The sequence below is a fragment of the uncultured Aquincola sp. genome, from assembly GCF_964001545.1.
GTDB lineage: Bacteria > Pseudomonadota > Gammaproteobacteria > Burkholderiales > Burkholderiaceae_C > Aquincola.
Genome location: NZ_CAXFDV010000384.1, coordinates 1 through 17,965, shown reverse-complemented (window position 1 = coordinate 17,965; position 17,965 = coordinate 1). Strand labels below are relative to the sequence as shown.

The window sequence follows — 17,965 nt, the reverse complement described above, 5'->3', positions numbered from 1 at the left end:
TCAACGCACCTGCGCTGCCTCCGTGGCCGCCGTGACCGATGTGGTCGCCACGGGACCCTGCCGGGAGAACAGCACCGGACGGCGGCCCACTACCAGGCTCAGGCTGGTGAGCGCGGCGCGGCCCGGCAGCCACTCAATGGCAAAGCTGCGGCCGGCGTCGTCGCTGCGCAGCATCAGCCCGTCCAGGCCCACCGCCAGCACGCGGTCACCCTCGGCCACGATCTGGGTGATGGACGACCGGGCGTCCACCGGCACCCGCGCCCAGCTGCGGCCACCGTCGGCGCTGCGGTAGAGCGAGCCACGCAGGCCGCCGACCAGCAGCACGCCGCCGGGCAGCGCCGCCCCGGTCCACAGCGAGCCCTTGTAGCCGGTGGCGGCATAGGCCCAGGTGGTACCCCGGTCGGTGGACGTGAGCACCATGCCCCGCTCGCCGGCCGCGAACACACGACCCTGCGCGTCGGCGAACAGGCTGAACAGGTTGAGGTCGGCCTTGGTGGCGCCCGGTGGCGCGGGCAGGCTCACGCTGCGCCAATGCGCGCCGCCATCATCGGTGACCAGCATCAGCGACCACAGGCCCACGGCCACGCCGTGTTGCGCGTCGAAGAAGTGCACCGCGAACAGTGGCCGATCGGCCTGCAGGTCCTGGCGCTGCACCGTCCAGTGTTCGCCACCGTCCTGCGTGGCCAGCACCAGGCCGCCGTGGCCCACGGCCCAGCCGTGCCGATCGTCGGCAAAGCTCACCGAAGTGAGCATCAGGTCCACCGGCACCGCCGCCGCCTGCCGGAAGCTGCGGCCCTGGTCGTCGGACAGCAGCACGATGCCGCGGTCGCCCACGGCCACCAGGCGGTTGCCCGCACGGGCGCTGGCCAGCACCGCGCCTTGCAGCGCATGGGGGCTGAGCACCGCGGGCCGTAGCAGCGGCTCGGCCGGCAATGGCGGCTGCGCAGGGGCGTGGCAGGCGGCCGCGGCCATGCAGCCCGTCAGCAGGAACTGGAGCAGTCGACGCATGATGTTCAGTGGTGTTGCAGGCGGGTGGCACGCACGGGCTGGCGGCGCGGAAACAGGCGTTCCAGCACCACGGCCACGGCCGGCAACGTGGTCATCGCCATCACCATGTTCACCATGAACATGAAGGCCAGCAGCTTGCCCATGTCGGCCTGGAACTTGAGGTCGGAGAACGACCAGGTGGCCACGCCCACCGCCAGCGTGATGGCGGTGAAGATGGTGGCCATGCCCACCTCCAGCAGCGATTGCTCGATGGCCTGCTCGATCGGCTGGCCCTCGGCCATGTGCATCAGCAGCCGGTTGTAGATGTAGAAGGCGTAGTCGACGCCGATGCCCACCGCCAGCACCATCACCGGCAGCGTGGCCACGGTCAGGCCGATCTGCAGCTCCTTCATGAACCAGTAGCCGATGAAGGTGGCGATGGTCAGCGGCAGGCAGCAGGCCACCACCGCCCGCAGGTCGCGGTAGACCAGCAGCACCAGCAGCACGATGCAGGCGTACACGTACAGCATCATCGGCAGTTCGCTGCGCTCCACTTCTTCGTCGATGGCGGCCAGCACGCCGGCATTGCCCGAAGCCAGCCGGATGTTCACACCGGGCAGCGCCTGCTGCTGCCTGAATTGCTTGACGGCATCCACCACCCGCCGGATGGTGGTGGCCTGGTGGTCGGTGAGGAAGAGGTGCACCGCCGTCATGCTGCAGTCCTTGCGCATCATCCCGCGGATGCGCGCGATCTCGGTGGACAGCGCCGCCACGTTGCCGGCATCCAGCGGCACCACGTTCATCTTGGGCTGGCCTTCGTTGTAGCCCTCGTTGTAGAGCCGCAGCTGGCCGGCATACGAAGACACCGACAGCACGCCCTCGACCGGCTCCATTGCCCACACGAAGCGGTCCTGCGCCAGCGCCAGGTTCACCTTGTCGCAGCTGTCGGGCGGCGCTTCGAACACCACGGTGAGCCAGTCCAGGCCGGTGTCGTAGCTGCCGGCAATGGCCACCGCGTCGCGGTTGAAGCGCGCGTCCTCCCGCAGCTCGGGCGCGCCGGGCTGCAGCGTGCCCACCACGCGGTCGCGGCTCTGCCAGACCGCGAGGCCGAAAACGCCGGCCGACAGCAGCACCACCACCACCGCATGACGGCCCTGCGCCACCCGTGCCAGCTGCCGCAGCCAGCCCGAGCGCTGCTCGCGCTTGAGCACGGCCCGTTCGGCAAAGGCCTTGTCCACCCGGAAGTACGAGGCCACCACCGGCAGCATCACCAGGTTGGTGACGATCTTGTAGGCCACGCCCAGAGATGCGGCGATGGCCAGCTCGCGCACCATCGGAATGGGCACCAGCAGCAAGGTGATGAAGGACACCAGCGCGGTGACCAGCGCCAGCGTGCCGGGAATCAGCAGCCCCGAGAAACTCTGCCGGCAGGCCGTGAAGTTGTCGTGCCCGGCTGCGATCTGTCGCACGATGTAGTTGATCTGCTGCAGCCCGTGGCTCACGCCGATGGCAAACACCAGGAACGGCACCAGCACGCCCAGCGGGTCGAGCCCGAAGCCCAGCAGCCTGAGTGTGCCGAACTGCCACACCAGCGAGGTGAGCGAGCACACGATGGGCAGCAGCGTGAAACGCAGCGAGTGGCAGTACCAGTACACCGCCAGCGCGGTGAGCACCAGAGCCACCGCGCAAAAGCGCAGCACCGACTGCGCGCCGTCGGCAATGTCGCCGATCTGCTTGGCAAAGCCGATGATCTGGATCTCGAAGTCGGCGTCCTCGAAGCGGCTGCGGATCTGCTGCTCCAGCAGGTGGTTGAAGGCCACGTAATCCAGCTTCGCGCCATCGGCGCCCACCTCGATCAGCTCGGCCGTGACCATGGCACTGGTTTCGTCGCGCGACACCAGCGTGCCCACGTAGCCGCCTTGCCGCGTGGCGCTGCGGATGGCGGCGATGGGTGTCGGACTGCAGGGCCTCGGGTGTGGTGGTGCCGTCGATCAGCGGATCGGCGCGAAAGCCTTCTTCGGTGATCTCGTTGACGAAGCTGTTGGGCGTCCACAGCGACTGAACGCCCAGGCGCTCGACATTGGGCAGGTAGCTCACCGCCTGCGTCACCTCATACAGGCGCTTGAGCGCGGCGGGGGTCCAGATCGAGCCGCTGCGCGCACGCACCACCACCGTCAGCCGGTTGGCACCCAGCACGTCGTCGCGGTAGGTGCGGAAGGTGTCGATGTACTCGTGCCCCACCGGCATCTGCTTGTCGAAGCCGGCGTCCATGCGCAGTTGCAGGGCGAACCAGCCCATCACGGCCGTGAAGGCCAGCAGCACCGCCAGCAGCGGGCCGCGGTGGCGGAACACGAAGTGCTCGATGCGCAACATGGCGGCCTCAGAAGTTGCGCGACAGCGTGAGGCCGACGAAGTTGCGGTCGCGCAGCGGCTGGTCGAACACCGTCCTGCCGCCGAAGAAGGCGGCGTAGTTGATCGCGGCCTGCCAGTTCGCCGGGTTCTGGATGAAGCTCACCGTCAGGTTGACCGACTTGGCACCCTCCATCAACTGCCCCGCCCCGTTGGGCGTGCGGCCCTTGACCACCTGGAAGTAGTACACCTCGGGCACCACCTGCCAGCCTTCGATCAGCGTGCCGTCGTACACCCAGCTGAAGTCGAAGTTGTAGGCCCAGGTGGTCTTGCTGCCCACCGGCTGTGCTGGCGCAGCGGGGTCGAATTCCTTGCCCCAGCCCCAGGCCCCGGCCGAGATCGGGTCGTCGCCATAAAAGCGCTTGAGCTTCGGGTAGCGCACCACCACCGCTTCGGCCATGAAGGTGGCGGTGTCGGCGCCCAGCAGCCGCAGCAGGCCACCGCCGGTGCTGGGCGACAGGCTCAGCAGGCCGGTGAGGTGCCACTGCAGCTTCTTCTCGTCGACCCAGCAGTTGCCGCCTTGCGAGGCACAGCCCGTGGTGGCCGAGTTGAGCGAGACCGCGTCGCGCGGCCGGTAGGACAGCTCGGTGCCCAGCGCCCAGTCGCCCACGGGCAGGTTGGCGCTCAGCCCGTAGAGACGCCGGTTTTCCGCATAGGCCCAGCCGGGCACGCCGGCGCCGCCCGCGTTCACGCTGAAGTTGGGCGCCTTGTCGTGGTAGTTGAGCGCATAGGCACCCAGGTTGAGCTGCGTGCCCTTGGGCTGGTACTTCAGCGCCAGGCCCCATTGCCCGCCGTTGGAGGCCTTGCCGTCCACCAGGCCGTAGGCCGCATGGCCCTTGCCCATGCCGTTGGCGGTGGACCAGTAGCTGCCGGTGGGCGGCAGGTAGTTGGCATTCCAGTGCGCCTGCACATACGCCTCCATGTTCAAGCCCTCGCCCAGGCCCGAGGCCACGCTGACGATGGGCGCCGGCAGCACCGCCTCCTTCAGCTGGGTGCCGGGCTGCGACAGACGCATCACGTCCACCGCATTGGTGGCGTTGATGCCGCCTGGCAGGAACAGGCTTTCGCCCCAGCTGATGACCTGGTTGCCGGCGCGCACGCGCAGCTGCTGCTCGCCCACGCTGAAGGTCTTGCTCACCCACAGGTCGAGCACCCGGGCCTTGAAGCGCAGGTCGCGCCGCGCATCGCCGGCCAGGCCGTCGCTGAGCGGCGGGCTGGTGGCGCTGAGCTGGCCGGTGGTGTCGGTGGCGGTGAAGTCGCGCACCCAATTCACGCGGCCCAGGGCCGTGACCTCGCCGGGCAGCTTGAGCAGCAGCTCGTGGTTGCCCTTGAGGTAGGTGGTGAAGGCATCGCCGCGGGCGTAGTTCAGGTCGCCCTGGTCGCCCAGCGCGGAGGTGGCCGCCAGGCAGCCGGCCGGCGCGCCGCTGCCGCTGGCGCCCTGCACGATGAGGGTGCAGTCGCGGTCCTTCACGCGGATGCCGGTGCCCACGGTCAGCGTGGAATCGAAGTTGCCCTGGATGCCCCCCGCCTCGAAGCGGAAGGCCTGGGCAGCGGGCGTGCAGGCGAGCACGGCGGCTGCAGCCACGCTGCAGCGCACAGGGGTGGAGATGTCGCGCATGGGGCGTTCCTTGCGGGCGGGCGGCGATCAGCGTTCGCTGATGGCGCGCAGGTTGTCGGCGGTGTAGAAGCCCGGCTTGAAGCGCGGGCCATTGGGCTCGGTCACCCAGCGTGCGTCCTTGCCCACGCCCACCGCATGCGTGTCGAACACGTAGCGGCCCTCCTGCACGTTGTACTGGACCATCGCCATCACGTCGCAGGAGCCGGTCTCGAACACCGGCACCGGAAAGCCTTCGCGCAGCTTGGCCAGTTTTCCCTGGCCGTCGAAGTCGTCCATCATCACCGGCGCCCAGCTGTCCTCGTCCAGGTAGACGGTGCGCTTGGGCGCGGAGTGGCGCATGCCGGCCTTGACGGTGGCTTCCACCACCCACACCCGGTGCAGCTCATAGCGGCGGTGGCTGGGCGCGATGAAGTCGGGCCGCGCCACGTCCTCGAACTTCGCCTTGAAGTCGTAGGCGCCAAAGGCGTTGTAGGGCACCAGCATCTCGCGCTTGCCCACCAGCTTCCAGTCGAAGCGGTCGAGCGCACCGTTGAACACGTTGGGCTCGTCCAGCGTGTACTGGTTCTCCATGCCGATCTGCGGCGAGTCGTGCGAATACGTGGGCATGCGCCGCACCCGCCGCTGGCCGGGGAAGTAGTAGAAGGTCTCGTTCTCGGCCTGGTTGATGAACTGCGAGACGGCCAGCGCCTGCCCCGCCAGCGCAGCCGGCGCCGTGTACGCGAAGTACACGAAGAACTCCACCGGCGGCAGCGACGACAGCGCGGTGCTGCCCTTGGCCCCGCTGGGGATGAACAAGGTCTGCTCGGAGTCGGCGCGGATCCATTCGGTGCTGCCGCGGCGCGGCGAGACGGCGGTGATGGTGGCCTTGTAGTCGATGCCCACGCCGCGGTAGCGCATCTTGGCGTTCCACATGGCTTGCAGGCCGTTGTCCGGCAGCGGGAACGGGTAGCCCGGCACGGTGGCTTCCTTCAGGCTCCAGCCGTCTTCGCTCAGCCGCGCAGTGCCCACGTTCTTGCGCGTGTTGGCCGCCACGAAGTCCGGCACGCCGCAGGTGCGGCGCGTCGGGTACACGTCCATGCGGTAGTCCTTGCGCTGCTTGAGCATGGCCACCTGACCGGCCGACAGGCGGTCGGCGTACTGGTCGACGTTGGAGGCGTCGATGGTGAACAGCGGCTTGTCGTCCTTGTACTTCCAGTGGTCGCGGCGCAGCTTGCCCCACTCGTAACCGGGCAGGGGCGGCACCGCGCCCTCCCAGGCGGGGATGCTGCCGTCCTTGCTGGCCTCACGCGTGGCACCCGAAGGCGTGAGCTTGTCCAGCGCGCTGGCGTCGGTGGCCTGGGCCGGCGGGCACACGCCCAGGCAGGCCAGGGTGAATGCAGCCAGCCAGGGGCTGGCCCGGCGGACGGAGATGTTCATGGCAGTGGCTCCCGCAGTGGGGGTGATGAAAGGCAGGCGCAGAACGTGTGGTGGGCGGGGCCTAGGCGTCGGGCATCAGCAGGGTGACGACCTTCTCTTCGGTGTAGGCCAGCGCACCGCCGAAGCCGCCTTCGCGGCCCAGGCCGCTGGTCTTGACGCCGCCCCAGGGCAGGTTGGCGTCCAGCGGGCTCCAGCAGTTGATGCCCACCGCCCCCACTTCCAGCGCATGGGCCAGCCGATGGGCACGGGTGAGGTCCGAGGTCCACACCGTGGCCGCCAGCCCGTAGCGCGAGTCGTTGGCCAGCGCCGTGGCCTCGGCCTCGGTGTCGAACGGGATCACCGTGCCCACCGGGCCGAAGATCTCTTCGCGGGCGATGGTCATGTCGTTGCGCGCCTCGGCAAACACCGTGGGCCGCACGAACCAGCCGCGCTCCGGCTGCGACACGCCGCCGGCCGCCAGCCGCGCCCCTTCGTCGATGCCCGACTGGATGAAGCGGTTGACCCGCTCCATCTGCGCGCGCTTGGCCACGGGCCCCGGCGTCACGGCCGTGGCCGCCTGCGCCAGCGCCTGCACGAAGCGCTCGGCCACGCCGCGCTGCACCAGGATGCGCGAGCCGGCCGCACACACCTGGCCCTGGTTGACGAAGAGCCCCATCGCACAGCCGCGCACCGCGTCTTCGAACGGCGCGTCGTCGAACACGATCTGCGGGCTCTTGCCGCCCAGTTCCAACGCCACGTGCTTGAACAGCGGTGCGGCGCTGCGCTGCACCTCACGCCCGGCTTCGGGGCTGCCGGTGAAGCTGATCTTGGCCACCAGCGGGTGTTCACACAGCGCCCGGCCCACCACCTCGCCCACGCCGGTGACCACGTTCACCACGCCGTCGGGCAGGCCCGCTTCCTGGCACAGGCGCGCCACATGCAGCGCCGATTGCGGTGTTTCTTCCGAGGGCTTGACCACCACCGTGCAGCCCGCCGCCAGCAGCGCCGCCAGCTTCCAGGTCAGGATCATCAGCGGCGAATTCCAGGGCACGATGGCGCCCACCACGCCCACCGGTTCGCGCACCGTGTAGGCGAAGGTGCGGGTGCCCATGTAGCCGCCTGTGGGCACGGTGCGGCCTTCCAGCGCATTCGCCCAGCCCGCGGCGGCGCGCAGGTTGGCCACCGCGTTCGGCACGTCCATCATGCGGGGCTCCATCGGTGAGCGGCCGATGGCCCGGGCGTCCATGTCGGCCAGCAGGTCGCCGTCGCGCTCGACCAGGTCGGCCAGCCGCAGCAGCAGGCGGGCACGCGCCGGCGCCGACAGCTGGCGCCAGGGGCCGTGCTTCAGGGCCCGGTGCGCAGCCTGCACGGCGCGGTCCACGTCGCTGGCAGTGCCACGCGCGGCACTGCCGTACTCGGCTTCGGTCACGGGGTCGATCAACGGCAGGCGGCCGCCGTCGCTGGCCTCGGCGGCCTGGCCGTCGATGAAATGCTGGAAGGAGTCGGGCATGGTGCTTCGCAGGTTGGGGGGCCATCGGCCACGGCCTGCATTTCAGTGGCGGCACCGCAGCGCGCGTTAGCCCAAATCAGCAGGTGGCCCCGCGCGCCGGTCGCGGGTTTCCTTGGTTCTCAGGGCCAGGGACAGCGCGCACACTTCTTGCGATCCCGCAAAACGGGATTCACTGAAGTCACACGCCATGAAGCAAACCACCGAGCAGTTCGAAGACGTGCACCTCCATGCGGCATCCGTTCCCGCCTGGGACCAGACCTACCACCAGATCACGCCTGGTTTGGTGCGCAGCTCGCTGCAACGGATCGAAGGGCGGCGCTTCCAGTTCTTCCGCGAGCACATCAACCAGCGACTGGTGCAGCAGGGCCAGGCACCGCGCGACCGGGTGTGCTTTGCGCTGCCGCTGGCGGTGCCCGGCCCCACCCGCATGCAGGGCCGCGAGGCCGACGAGCACTGCGTGTTCGTGCTCAAGGGCGGCGAAGACTTCATGTTCCACATGCCCCCGGGCATGGACCTGCTGTCCATCACCCTCGACCGCGAGAGCTTTGCCCGCAGCCTGGATGCATCGCCCTGGGGCCGCGAGTTGCAGGCGTGGCTGCGCCAGCCGGTGATCCGCGTGCCGCGCGAGCGGCTGATGCGCAGCCGCGAGCGCCTGCTGGCGCTGCTGGGCCGCTTCCTGCCCATGGCGGATGGCGACGATGAAGCGCCGCTGGAATGCGAGATGGAGCAGCACCTGTTCGAAGAGCTGACCTGCCTGCTGGCCGATCCGGCGGTGGACCGGCGGCAGAAGCTGCCCTCGTCACCGGGCAGCTTCATCGTCGAGAAGTGCCACCAGATGGCGGTGGCGGAACCCAGGACACCTCCCTCGGTGCTCGACCTGTGCCAGCGCTTGCGCATCAGCCGCCGCACGGTGCAAAGCAGCTTTCGTGCGGTGACGGGCACCACGCCGGTGAACTACATCCGCAGCATCCGGCTCAACGGCGTGCGGCGCGAGCTGCTGGGCAGCCGGGCCGACGAGTTGACGGTGGGCGACGCCGCCGGCCGCTGGGGCTTCTACCACCTGAGCCACTTCGCGGCCGACTACCAGGCGCTGTTCGGCGAGCTGCCTTCACGCACGGCACGGGCCGGCCGGCGGCAGCATGCCCTGTCTTCCTGAATGAACGAAGTGCTCAGCGCCCGGCCACGGAGGACAGTGAGCGCGCGATCTGGTCGGCCGCGGCCACCAGCCGCGGCGCCAGCACGGCCACGTCGAAGCGGTTGAACTGGGCGCGCGCAAAGATCAGGGACATGCAGCCGGCCAGCTCGCCGCTGCCGTAGCTCACCGGCACCGACAGGCCGGCCAGCCCCCGGTTCAACTCACCCAGCGACACGGCGTAGCCTTGCTGGCGGATCTCCTGCAGCGCCCGCCAGAAGTCGAGCCAGGTGCTGCCGATGGCCTGGCAGTCGGGATCCTGTGCATGCTTGTTGAAGAGGCGCTGCAGCCGGCCGCGGCTCATCATCGCCAGCAGCATCTTGGAGGTGGACGAGCGGAAGGTGGGCATGGTGGTGCCACGCCCGAAGGACATCGGCAACGGCTGCGACGAGCCGCTGTAGGAGTACACGTTGACCACCTTGTCGTTGTAGGTGGTGGTCAGCAGGCCCGTGGCCCCCACCGCCACGGCCAACGCATTGACCACCGGCCCGCCGACGTTGATCAGCGGATCGGCCTGCACCATGCGGTGGTCCAGCTCGATGATGCGCGGCCCCAGCATGAAATGCCCGTCATGGCTGACCAGCAGGCCGGCCAGGCTCAATTCGCGGGTGTAGCGGTAGCAGGTGGTCCGCGTCAGCGACAGGGCCTCGGCGATCTGTTCGGCCGTCATCGTGGTGTGGTCCCGCGAGAACAGGTCGAGGACGGAGAGCATGCGGGTCAGGCTGGACACGAGCGGTGCGGGTTGCCGACACACGTGCCGGCAATCTCAGAATGTGGAACTGGCCCCAGTCTACACAGGGCCACGGCGGCCACGAACCGGCAGATCTCCGAGCGGTGGCCACCCCCGCGGCGGGCGCCGTTGGTGCCGCACAACCGCTCTTTCGTACCGCAAAGAAAAAAGCACCTAGCGTCTCCGCTAAGTGCTTGTTTCCCTACCAAATTTGGTAGGCGCGATTGGACTCGAACCAACGACCCCCACCATGTCAAGGTGGTGCTCTAACCAGCTGAGCTACGCGCCTGTTCAGCCCACGACTATAGCAGACGGTTTTTCAGGTGCGCAAGCTTTTTCGACTTTTATGCGCTGACGCCGGGGCCGGCCGCAGGATCAAGCGCTGGCACGTCGCCGGCGGCATGCCGGCGTTCGTTCGGAAGACCGCTGAATTTGAGATCACATCATGCTGTTTCATCCGCCTCCGTGGCGCTGGCATGTATATTTGTGATCACAAAACATACGGCAGCGCCCATGTCCGACCCTCTCCACACCTTCCTCACCCAGCACCGCATCCACGAGGTGGAGTGCGTCATACCCGACATGACCGGCATCGCGCGCGGCAAGATCCTCCCGCGCGACCTGTTCATGGCCTCGGGCGAGATGCGCATTCCCAAGAGCGTGCTGCTCAACACCGTCAATGGCCAGCAGCCCGACAACGGGCCTTACGTGGGCGACACCGACCCCGACATGGTGTGCAAGCCCGATGCGGCCACGGTGCGCATCGTGCCGTGGGCGGCCGAGCCAGTGGCCGTGGTGATCCACGACTGCGAAGAATGGGGCGGGCAGCCGGTGCAGATCTCGCCGCGTGCGGTGCTGCGCCGGGTGCTGGCGCTGTATGCCGAACGCGGCTGGCAGCCCATCGTGGCGCCCGAGATGGAGTTCTACCTGGTGGCCCGCAACCAGAACCCGCATGAGCCGCTGCAGCCGCCGCTGGGCCGCACCGGCAAGCCGGAGGTGGGCCGCCAGAGCTATTCGATTGATGCCGTCAACGATTTCGATCCCTTCTTCATGGAGCTGTCGTCCTTCTGCGACCAGCACCAGCTGGGCGTGGAAACGCTGATCCACGAAGCCGGCCCGGGCCAGATGGAGATCAACTTCAGCCACGGCGACCCGCTGGACCTGGCCGACCGGGTGTTCCTGTTCAAGCGCACGGTGCGCGAGACGGCGCTGCGCCACGGCGTGTTCGCCACCTTCATGGCCAAGCCGATGGAGGGCGAGCCCGGCAGCGCGATGCACATCCACCAGAGCCTGAACGACGGCGAAGGCCGCAACATCTTCAGCAACCGCGATGGCAGCGCCAGCGACCTGTTCCAGCACTTCATCGGCGGGCTGCAGACCTACATCCCGCAGGTGATGCCGATGCTGGCGCCCTACGTCAACTCGTACCGCCGGCTGGCGCCCTACATGTCGGCGCCCATCAATGTGCGCTGGGGTCACGACAACCGCACCTGCGGCATCCGCGTGCCCAAGTCCGGGCCCGCCGCCCGCCGGGTGGAGAACCGCGTGCCCGGCGTCGACGCCAACCCTTACCTCGCCATGGCCGCCACGCTGGCCTGCGGCTACCTGGGCATGCGCGACCGGCTGCTACCCAGCGAACCCACCGTCGGCAGCGCCTGGGCCGTGGACCATGAACTGCCGCGCCACCTGGAAGACGCCATCCGCGCGATGCGGGCCAGCGAGCCGATCAAAGAGATGCTCGGCGAGACCTTCGTCGATGCCTTCTGTGCGGTCAAGGAACTGGAATACGCCACCTACAACCGGGTGATCAGCTCCTGGGAGCGTGAACACCTGCTGCTGCTCGTGTAAGGACCCCGCGATGACGCACCCCACCCACCCCACCGGCGTGCCACCCGCCCGCGTGCAGGCCCTGCTGGCGCGTGAACGCGAGGCTTATGTGCAGCGCCATCCGCGCTGCCGCGCGCTGTCGGACCGCGCCGCGCCGCAGCTGATGTTCGGCGTGCCGCTGCACTGGATGAACGACTGGTCGACCCCGTTCGCGCTGCAGGTGGCCGAAGCCCGCGGCGCCACGCTGACCGATGCCGACGGCCACACCCTGGCCGACTTCTGCCTGGGCGACACCGGCGCCATGTTCGGCCACTCGCCCGCCCCGGTGGCCGAGGCTCTGGCCACGCAGGCCCGCCGTGGCCTGACCACCATGCTGCCCAATGAAGACGCGGCCGTGGTGGGCGAGCTGCTGGCCGAGCGCTTCGGCCTGCCGCGCTGGCAGTTCGCGATGACCGCCACCGATGCCAACCGCTTCGTGCTGCGCTGGCTGCGCGCGGCCACCGGCCGCCAGGTGCTGTTGGTGTTCAACGGCTGCTACCACGGCACCGTGGACGACGTGTTCGTCGACCTGGTGCACGGCCAGCCGGTGCAGCGCGCCAGCCTGCTGGGCCAGGTGCACGACCTGACCACCACCACCCGGGTGGTGGAGTTCAACGACCTGGCCGCGCTGGAAGCCGCGCTGGCCCCCGGCGACGTGGCCTGCGTGCTGGCCGAGCCGGTGATGACCAACATCGGCATGGTGCTGCCCGAGCCCGGTTTCTGGGCCGAGGCGCAGCGCATCGTCCGCCGCCACGGCAGCCTGCTGGTGCTGGACGAAACCCACACCTTGAGCAGCGGCCCCGGCGGCTACGGCCGCGCCCACGGCCTGCAGCCCGATGCGGTGGTGGTGGGCAAGGCGCTGGGCGGCGGCATGCCTTGCGCGGCCTACGGCTTCACTGCCGAGCTGGCCGCGCGGGCCGAAGCGGCCAAGCGCGCCGCACCGCCCGGCCATTCGGGCATCGGCACCACGCTCACGGCCAACCTGCTGGCCATGGCCGCGATGCGCGCCACGCTCACGCAGCTGATGACGCCGGCCACCTTCGCCGGCATGCATGCGCTGGCTGGCCAGGTGGCCGACGGCCTGCGCGCCGCCATCGCCCATCACGACCTGCCCTGGTGCGTCACCCAGGTGGGCGCGCGGGTCGAGTTCCAGTTCTGCCCGCAGCCGCCGCGCAACGGCAGCCAGGCCGAAGCGGCGATGGACGCCGCGCTGGAGCATGCGCTGCACCTGGCCCTGCTCAACCGCGGCGTGCTGATCACACCCTTCCACAACATGATGCTGGTGTGCCCCGACACCACGCCGGCCCAGGTGCAGCGGCTGCTCGATGCATTCAGCGAGGTGCTGGCGGCGGTGTGCGGCGGAGAAGCGGCTTGAGCGACGACAACACCGAAGCCAGCACCACCCAGCAGGACAGCATCTACCGCACGCTGCGGCAGTGGGTCACGGTGGGTCGCTTCCTGCCCGGCGAGCGGCTGAAGATCCGCAACGTGGCCGCGGCCATGGGCGTGGGCCAGATGCCGGTGCGCGCCGCGCTGCAGCGGCTGGCGGCCGAGGGTGCGCTGGTGAACGTGCCCAACGCCGGCGTGGCCGTGCCGCGCCTGTCGGTGCCCGAGTTCGACGACTTGCTGCAGATGCGCATGCTGCTGGAAGGCGAAGCGGCCGAGCGCGGCAGCCTGCGCCTCTCAGCGGCCCAGCGCGCCGAGCTGCAGACCTTGTGCGAGCGCATGGACCAGGCCCTGGCCCGCCAGGACGCCGACGACTACCTGGCCGCCAACGAAGACTTCCACGTCATCCTGTACCGCGCCGCCGGCTCGCCGCTGCTGTTCGGGCTGATCGACACCTTGTGGCTGAAGGCCGGGCCGGTGAGCAATCGCCTCTTCGACACCCCGGCCGCGGCGGGGGTGCTCAACGACGCGCACGAGGCGCTGATGAAGGCCCTGCAGGCCGGCGACAGCGCAGCCGTGCGCCGCGCGGTCGAGCAGGACATCTTCGTGGCCGGGCAGTTCGTGCGGCAGATGCTCAAGAACGAAACGGTCAGTTCACCGGGTCTGCCAGGATCGCGCGCGACACGTCGGACTGCCTGATGCGCCAGCGCGCCAGCGCATGGTCGTAGACCAGCCGCTCGTCCTGGCTCACCTGGCCGTCGGCGGTGATCACCGCCACTGCCAGCCGGCACAGCAGCAGCCGGTCCTGCGTGTCGGTGACGGCGTCCAGCAGCGTGTTGAGGTAGCGCACATGGTCGACCGACAGCCACGAGCGGTCGCACAGGTAGGCCCCCACCTCGGCCACGCAGTCGCAGGCGATGTCGATGAAGCGTTGGCGGCTGACGCCCACCCGGCCGAAAGCCCCGAGCGTGTCCAGCACGTCCAGTTCCTTCGCATCGATGCGGCCATTGGCGGCGACCATCATCGCCAATGAACGGGCCAGGGCTTCCTTGGGGGCGGGCAGGACATTCGGCATCGTCGTCTCCAGGCAGGGTGGCAACAGGACCCTGGCATGGAGTGGCGGCCGGTGCGCTGGTTCCCTCCCGGTAAACCCTGTGGACCGGCCGCAGCCTTCACCTTATTTGCGCCGCGCGTGCCGCACGCCCGACACCCGCGCCACCTGCCCCAGCACCGCGGCCAGGCGGGCGGCGTCGCTCACCTCCACGGTGAAGGTCATCCACGCGGTGCCGCCACGCACATGCTTGACCGACTGCGTGTGCACGCCGGTCACGTTCATCTTTTCCTTGGCGAACACTTCGGAGATGTCGCGCAGCAGCGCCGGCCGGTCGGCGGCTTCCACCACCACGTCCACCGGGTAGACGGCCGCTTCGCCGCGGGCGCCCTCGCCCACGCCCCAGGTGACGGGAATCACCCGCTCGGGCTGCTGGGCGCGCATGTTGCGGAAATTGGTGCAGTCCACCCGGTGCACCGCCACACCCTTGCCGCGGGTGACGAAGCCGCCGATGGCATCGGGCGGTGCCGGCCGGCAGCAGCGCGCCAGGTTGGTGAGCAGTGAATCCACGCCCACCACCAGCACGCCCCCGCGCGGCGTGCTGCCGTCGCCCTTGGAGCGGCGCAGCGCCACGATCTCGTCGGGCGTGGGCGGGTCGGCCGCCGGGCGCAGCAGCTGCTCGATGTTGCGCAGCGAATACTCGTCCTTGCCCACCACCTCGAACAGCGCATCGGCGCTGCGAAAGCCCAGCCGCGAGGCCAGCTCTTCCAGCTTGATGGCGGTGCGGCCTTCACGCTGCAGCAGCTTTTCCACCAGTTCGCGGCCCTTGGCGATGGTCTGCGACTGCGCCAGCGCGTTGAACCAGGCGCGCACCTTGGTCTTGGCGCGCGAGCTGGCGAGGTAGCCCAGCTCGGGGTTCAGCCAGTCGAGCGAAGGCCCGCCTTCCTTGATGGCATTGATCTCCACCGTCTGGCCGTTGGCCAGCGGCGTGTTCAGCGGCACCATCACGCCATCGACCTTGGCGCCGCGGCAGCGGTGGCCCAGGTCGGTGTGCAGCGTGTAGGCAAAGTCCACCGGCGTGGCGCCGGCCGGCAGCTCGATCACCGCGGCCTGCGGCGTGAACACGTAGATGCGTTCGTCGCCCTGCCCGGCCGCATCGGCCGCCACCTGGCCCGCGAAGTCGCGTTCCCAGGCCAGCAGCTGGCGCAGCACCGAACGCCGGGCCTCGGCCACCCGCTCGTCGTCGGCCCCGGCGGCCGACACGCCGGCATAGCCCTTGGTGCCGGCTTCCTTGTAGGCCCAGTGGGCGGCCACGCCGAACTCGGCGTACTCATGCATGGCGCGGGTGCGGATCTGCACTTCCACCGTGCGGCCGTCGTCGTCCAGCACCACGGTGTGCAGCGACTGGTAGCCGTTGGGCTTGGGCTTGGCGATGTAGTCGTCGTACTCGCCCTGCACCACGCGGTAGCGCTGCTGCACATGGGCCAGCGCGGCATAACAGGCCGGGATGTCGGCCACGATCACGCGCATGGCCCGCACATCGAACACACGCGCAAAGTCCAGGCCCTTGCCCTGCATCTTCTTCCAGATGCTGTAGAGGTGCTTGGGCCGGCCCTGCACCTCGGCCTTCAGGCCGGCGGCGTGCAACTGGTCGGCCAGCTGCTGGCGGAAGGCCTCGACGCCGGCTTCGCGCTCGATGCGCTTTTCATCGAGCAGCCTCGCCATGCGCTTGTATTCATCCGGCCGCAGGAAGCGGAAGGAGAGGTCTTCCAGCTCCCACTTGATCTGCCAGATGCCCAGGCGGTTGGCCAGCGGCGCAAACACCTGCTGGGTTTCCTGTGCCAGGGCCTCGGGGCACGGCGTACGCGAGGCGGCATACCAGCGCAGCGTCTGCAGCCGTGAGGCCAGGCGCAGCAACACCACCCGCAGATCGCGCGAGAAGGCCAGCAGCATCTTGCGCACGCGCTCGGTCTGCACCGCACGGTCGGCCACGGCCAGCCGCGCCTCGCGGGCGGCGCGCTGGATCTGCACCAGCTTGTTGGTGTGCACCACCAGCCCGGCATAAGAAGCGCCGAAGGCCTTGGCGATGACCTCTTCGGGCCGCTGCAGGAAGTCGGCCGAATACACCAGGTAGGCCGCGGCCTGCATCGCCGGCGAGGCGCCGATGTCGTGCAGGATCGCGGCCACGCCATCGGCATGGCCGAGCGCGTCTTCGCCGGTGTCCAGCAACTCGCCTTGCAGCAGCGGCTGCGCGAAGGCGCGCGCGCGGTGCTTGGCATCCAGTTCGTCGGAAACGTCGGCCAGGCGAACGATGGTGGCCGCGTCGTCGGTGGTGATCTCGGGGGCGTGGCTCTTCACGGGGACAACAGGAAATCGCGCACGGCCTTCACTTGTTCGGGCTGCACCAGCGTGGGCGCATGACCCACGCCTTCAAATTCAACCAGCCGCGCACGCGGGCCGCGGCCGCTCATGGCCTGGGCGGTGGCGGCACTCAAGAGGTCGCTTTGCATGCCGCGCAGCAGCAGCGTGGGGCAGGCGATGGCGTCGTACGCGGCCCACAGCATGGCCTCACCGGCGGCGGCGTTCTCGCGCGTGATGTGCTGGAAGGCCAGGCCGATGGCCGGGTCGTAATGCGGCTTGAAGCCCTCGCCATCGGGGCGCAGCTGTGGCCGCGTCAGCGTCAGCCACTGCTCGGGCGAATGCGGGCCGAAGCCTTGCGAGATGGCCCACAAGGCGTCGGCCGCTTCCTGCTCGGTGCGCCAATGCGCCGGCTTGCCCACGTAGGTGCCGATGCGGGCCAGGCCTTCGTAGTCGATGGCCGGGCCGATGTCGTTGAGCACCAGCCGCCGCACAGGCGCACCAGGCAACGAGCAAAGGCCCATGCCGATCAGCCCGCCCATCGAGGTGCCCACCCAATCGACCTGCTGGGCGTCCAGCCGGGCCAGCAGCGTGACCATGTTGGCCACGTACGCAGGCACCGCATAGCCGGTGGGGTCGGCCAGCCAGTCGGAGTGGCCACGGCCGGGCACGTCGGGGCACACCACGCGGTATTCATCGGCCATCGCCCGGGCCAACACGTCGAAGTCGCGGCCCTGGCGCGTCAGGCCGTGCACACACACCAGCACCCGCGGATTGCGGGCGTCGCCCCACTCCCAATACGCCATGCGATGCAGGCCGCGGCTGCCCAGGCATTGCACGTGTTTGAGAACGGGTTCGGTGGTCATGAAGGCGTCCCTCCTGCGTTTGATAATGCATCGTAGCAACCCCCTCACGGAGATCTTGAATGCTCAAAGGAAAGACCGCCCTCGTCACGGGCTCGACCAGCGGCATCGGCCTGGGCATCGCGCTGCGCCTGGCGGCGCAGGGCGCCAACATCATGCTCAACGGCTTCGGCGACCATGCGGGCCCCAAGGCGCAGGTGGAAGCGCTGGGCGTGAAGGTGGGCTACCACGGCGCCGACATGAGCAAGCCGGCCGAGATCGAGGCCATGGTGCGCGCGGCCGAGGCCGAGTTCGGCGCGGTGGACATCCTGGTCAACAACGCCGGCATCCAGCACGTGGCGCTGGTGGAAGACTTTCCGCCCGAAAAGTGGGACGCGATCATCGCGATCAACCTGAGCTCGGCCTTCCACACCACGCGGCATGCGCTGCCGGGCATGAAGCAACGCAACTGGGGCCGCATCATCAACGTGGCCAGCACCCACGGGCTGGTGGCCTCGGCGCAGAAGTCGGCCTATGTGGCCAGCAAGCACGGCATCCTGGGCTTCACCAAGGCGCTGGCGCTGGAAACCGCCACCACCGGCGTCACCGCCAATGCCATCT

Annotated in this window: 13 protein-coding genes, 1 tRNA gene and 1 pseudogene; 5 read left to right on the top strand and 10 right to left on the bottom strand. The window is 69.2% G+C overall.

The genetic code is table 11. The features are described 5' to 3' along the window. The 5 genes and pseudogenes from ABNT58_RS13170 to ABNT58_RS13150 all read right to left on the bottom strand — a co-directional run bounded on the left by ABNT58_RS13170 (position 1) and on the right by ABNT58_RS13150 (position 7,919). Entirely contained in the window at positions 1–1,008 is a 1,008-nt protein-coding gene (locus tag ABNT58_RS13170) for a YCF48-related protein (protein WP_348753925.1), read from the bottom strand. 5 nt (positions 1,009–1,013) lie between these two features. Then, positions 1,014–3,360 (bottom strand): annotated as a pseudogene (locus ABNT58_RS13165) (efflux RND transporter permease subunit). Positions 3,361–3,367: 7 nt separating this feature from the next. Next, positions 3,368–5,014, bottom strand: a complete 1,647-nt coding sequence (locus ABNT58_RS13160; RefSeq protein WP_348753924.1) for a DUF1302 domain-containing protein — start codon at positions 5,012–5,014, stop codon at positions 3,368–3,370. Positions 5,015–5,041: 27 nt separating this feature from the next. Beyond that, the gene (locus ABNT58_RS13155; RefSeq protein ID WP_348753923.1) at positions 5,042–6,430 is read right to left on the bottom strand and encodes a DUF1329 domain-containing protein; all 1,389 of its coding nucleotides are present in this window, start codon (positions 6,428–6,430) and stop codon (positions 5,042–5,044) included. A 61-nt stretch (positions 6,431–6,491) separates the two neighbouring features. Beyond that, positions 6,492–7,919 carry an aldehyde dehydrogenase family protein gene (locus tag ABNT58_RS13150; protein ID WP_348753922.1) on the bottom strand — a complete coding sequence of 476 codons (1,428 nt, stop codon included), beginning with the start codon at positions 7,917–7,919 and terminating at the stop codon, positions 6,492–6,494. Positions 7,920–8,106: 187 nt separating this feature from the next. Between ABNT58_RS13150 and ABNT58_RS13145 the strand changes: the two genes are divergently transcribed. Then, the gene (locus ABNT58_RS13145) at positions 8,107–9,075 is read left to right on the top strand and encodes a helix-turn-helix domain-containing protein (RefSeq protein WP_348753921.1); all 969 of its coding nucleotides are present in this window, start codon (positions 8,107–8,109) and stop codon (positions 9,073–9,075) included. A gap of 13 nt (positions 9,076–9,088) precedes the next feature. Here ABNT58_RS13145 and ABNT58_RS13140 read toward each other — a convergent pair whose 3' ends face one another. Together ABNT58_RS13140 and ABNT58_RS13135 are read right to left on the bottom strand one after the other, a co-directional pair. Beyond that, positions 9,089–9,823 carry an IclR family transcriptional regulator gene (locus tag ABNT58_RS13140; protein WP_348753920.1) on the bottom strand — a complete coding sequence of 245 codons (735 nt, stop codon included), beginning with the start codon at positions 9,821–9,823 and terminating at the stop codon, positions 9,089–9,091. Positions 9,824–10,053: 230 nt separating this feature from the next. Beyond that, positions 10,054–10,130, bottom strand: a tRNA-Val gene (locus tag ABNT58_RS13135). A gap of 224 nt (positions 10,131–10,354) precedes the next feature. On the opposite strand from ABNT58_RS13135, the gene ABNT58_RS13130 reads away from it, so the two are divergent. From ABNT58_RS13130 to ABNT58_RS13120, 3 genes are read left to right on the top strand one after another with little or no spacing between them, the layout of a single operon-like run. Continuing rightward, positions 10,355–11,689 carry a glutamine synthetase family protein gene (locus tag ABNT58_RS13130; protein ID WP_348753919.1) on the top strand — a complete coding sequence of 445 codons (1,335 nt, stop codon included), beginning with the start codon at positions 10,355–10,357 and terminating at the stop codon, positions 11,687–11,689. A 10-nt stretch (positions 11,690–11,699) separates the two neighbouring features. Next, positions 11,700–13,082, top strand: a complete 1,383-nt coding sequence (locus ABNT58_RS13125) for an aspartate aminotransferase family protein (RefSeq protein WP_348753918.1) — start codon at positions 11,700–11,702, stop codon at positions 13,080–13,082. Then, on the top strand, positions 13,079–13,792 hold the full coding sequence (locus tag ABNT58_RS13120; protein ID WP_348753917.1) for a GntR family transcriptional regulator: 714 nt from the start codon (positions 13,079–13,081) through the stop codon (positions 13,790–13,792). Before ABNT58_RS13125 ends, ABNT58_RS13120 begins: the two co-directional genes overlap by 4 nt. On the opposite strand, the gene ABNT58_RS13115 is transcribed toward ABNT58_RS13120, so the two are convergent. The 3 genes from ABNT58_RS13115 to ABNT58_RS13105 all read right to left on the bottom strand — a co-directional run bounded on the left by ABNT58_RS13115 (position 13,743) and on the right by ABNT58_RS13105 (position 17,368). After that, positions 13,743–14,168, bottom strand: coding sequence for a hypothetical protein (locus tag ABNT58_RS13115; RefSeq protein WP_348753916.1), 426 nt, complete (start codon positions 14,166–14,168; stop codon positions 13,743–13,745). The genes ABNT58_RS13120 and ABNT58_RS13115 overlap by 50 nt on opposite strands. Positions 14,169–14,270: 102 nt before the next feature. Continuing rightward, the gene (locus ABNT58_RS13110; RefSeq protein WP_348753939.1) at positions 14,271–16,457 is read right to left on the bottom strand and encodes a bifunctional (p)ppGpp synthetase/guanosine-3',5'-bis(diphosphate) 3'-pyrophosphohydrolase; all 2,187 of its coding nucleotides are present in this window, start codon (positions 16,455–16,457) and stop codon (positions 14,271–14,273) included. 41 nt (positions 16,458–16,498) lie between these two features. Beyond that, entirely contained in the window at positions 16,499–17,368 is an 870-nt protein-coding gene (locus tag ABNT58_RS13105) for an alpha/beta hydrolase (RefSeq protein ID WP_348753915.1), read from the bottom strand. Between the two features lie 59 nt (positions 17,369–17,427). Between ABNT58_RS13105 and ABNT58_RS13100 the strand changes: the two genes are divergently transcribed. Further along, positions 17,428–17,965 (top strand): SDR family NAD(P)-dependent oxidoreductase (locus ABNT58_RS13100; protein WP_348753914.1); only part of this gene is annotated, 538 nt, incomplete at its 3' end.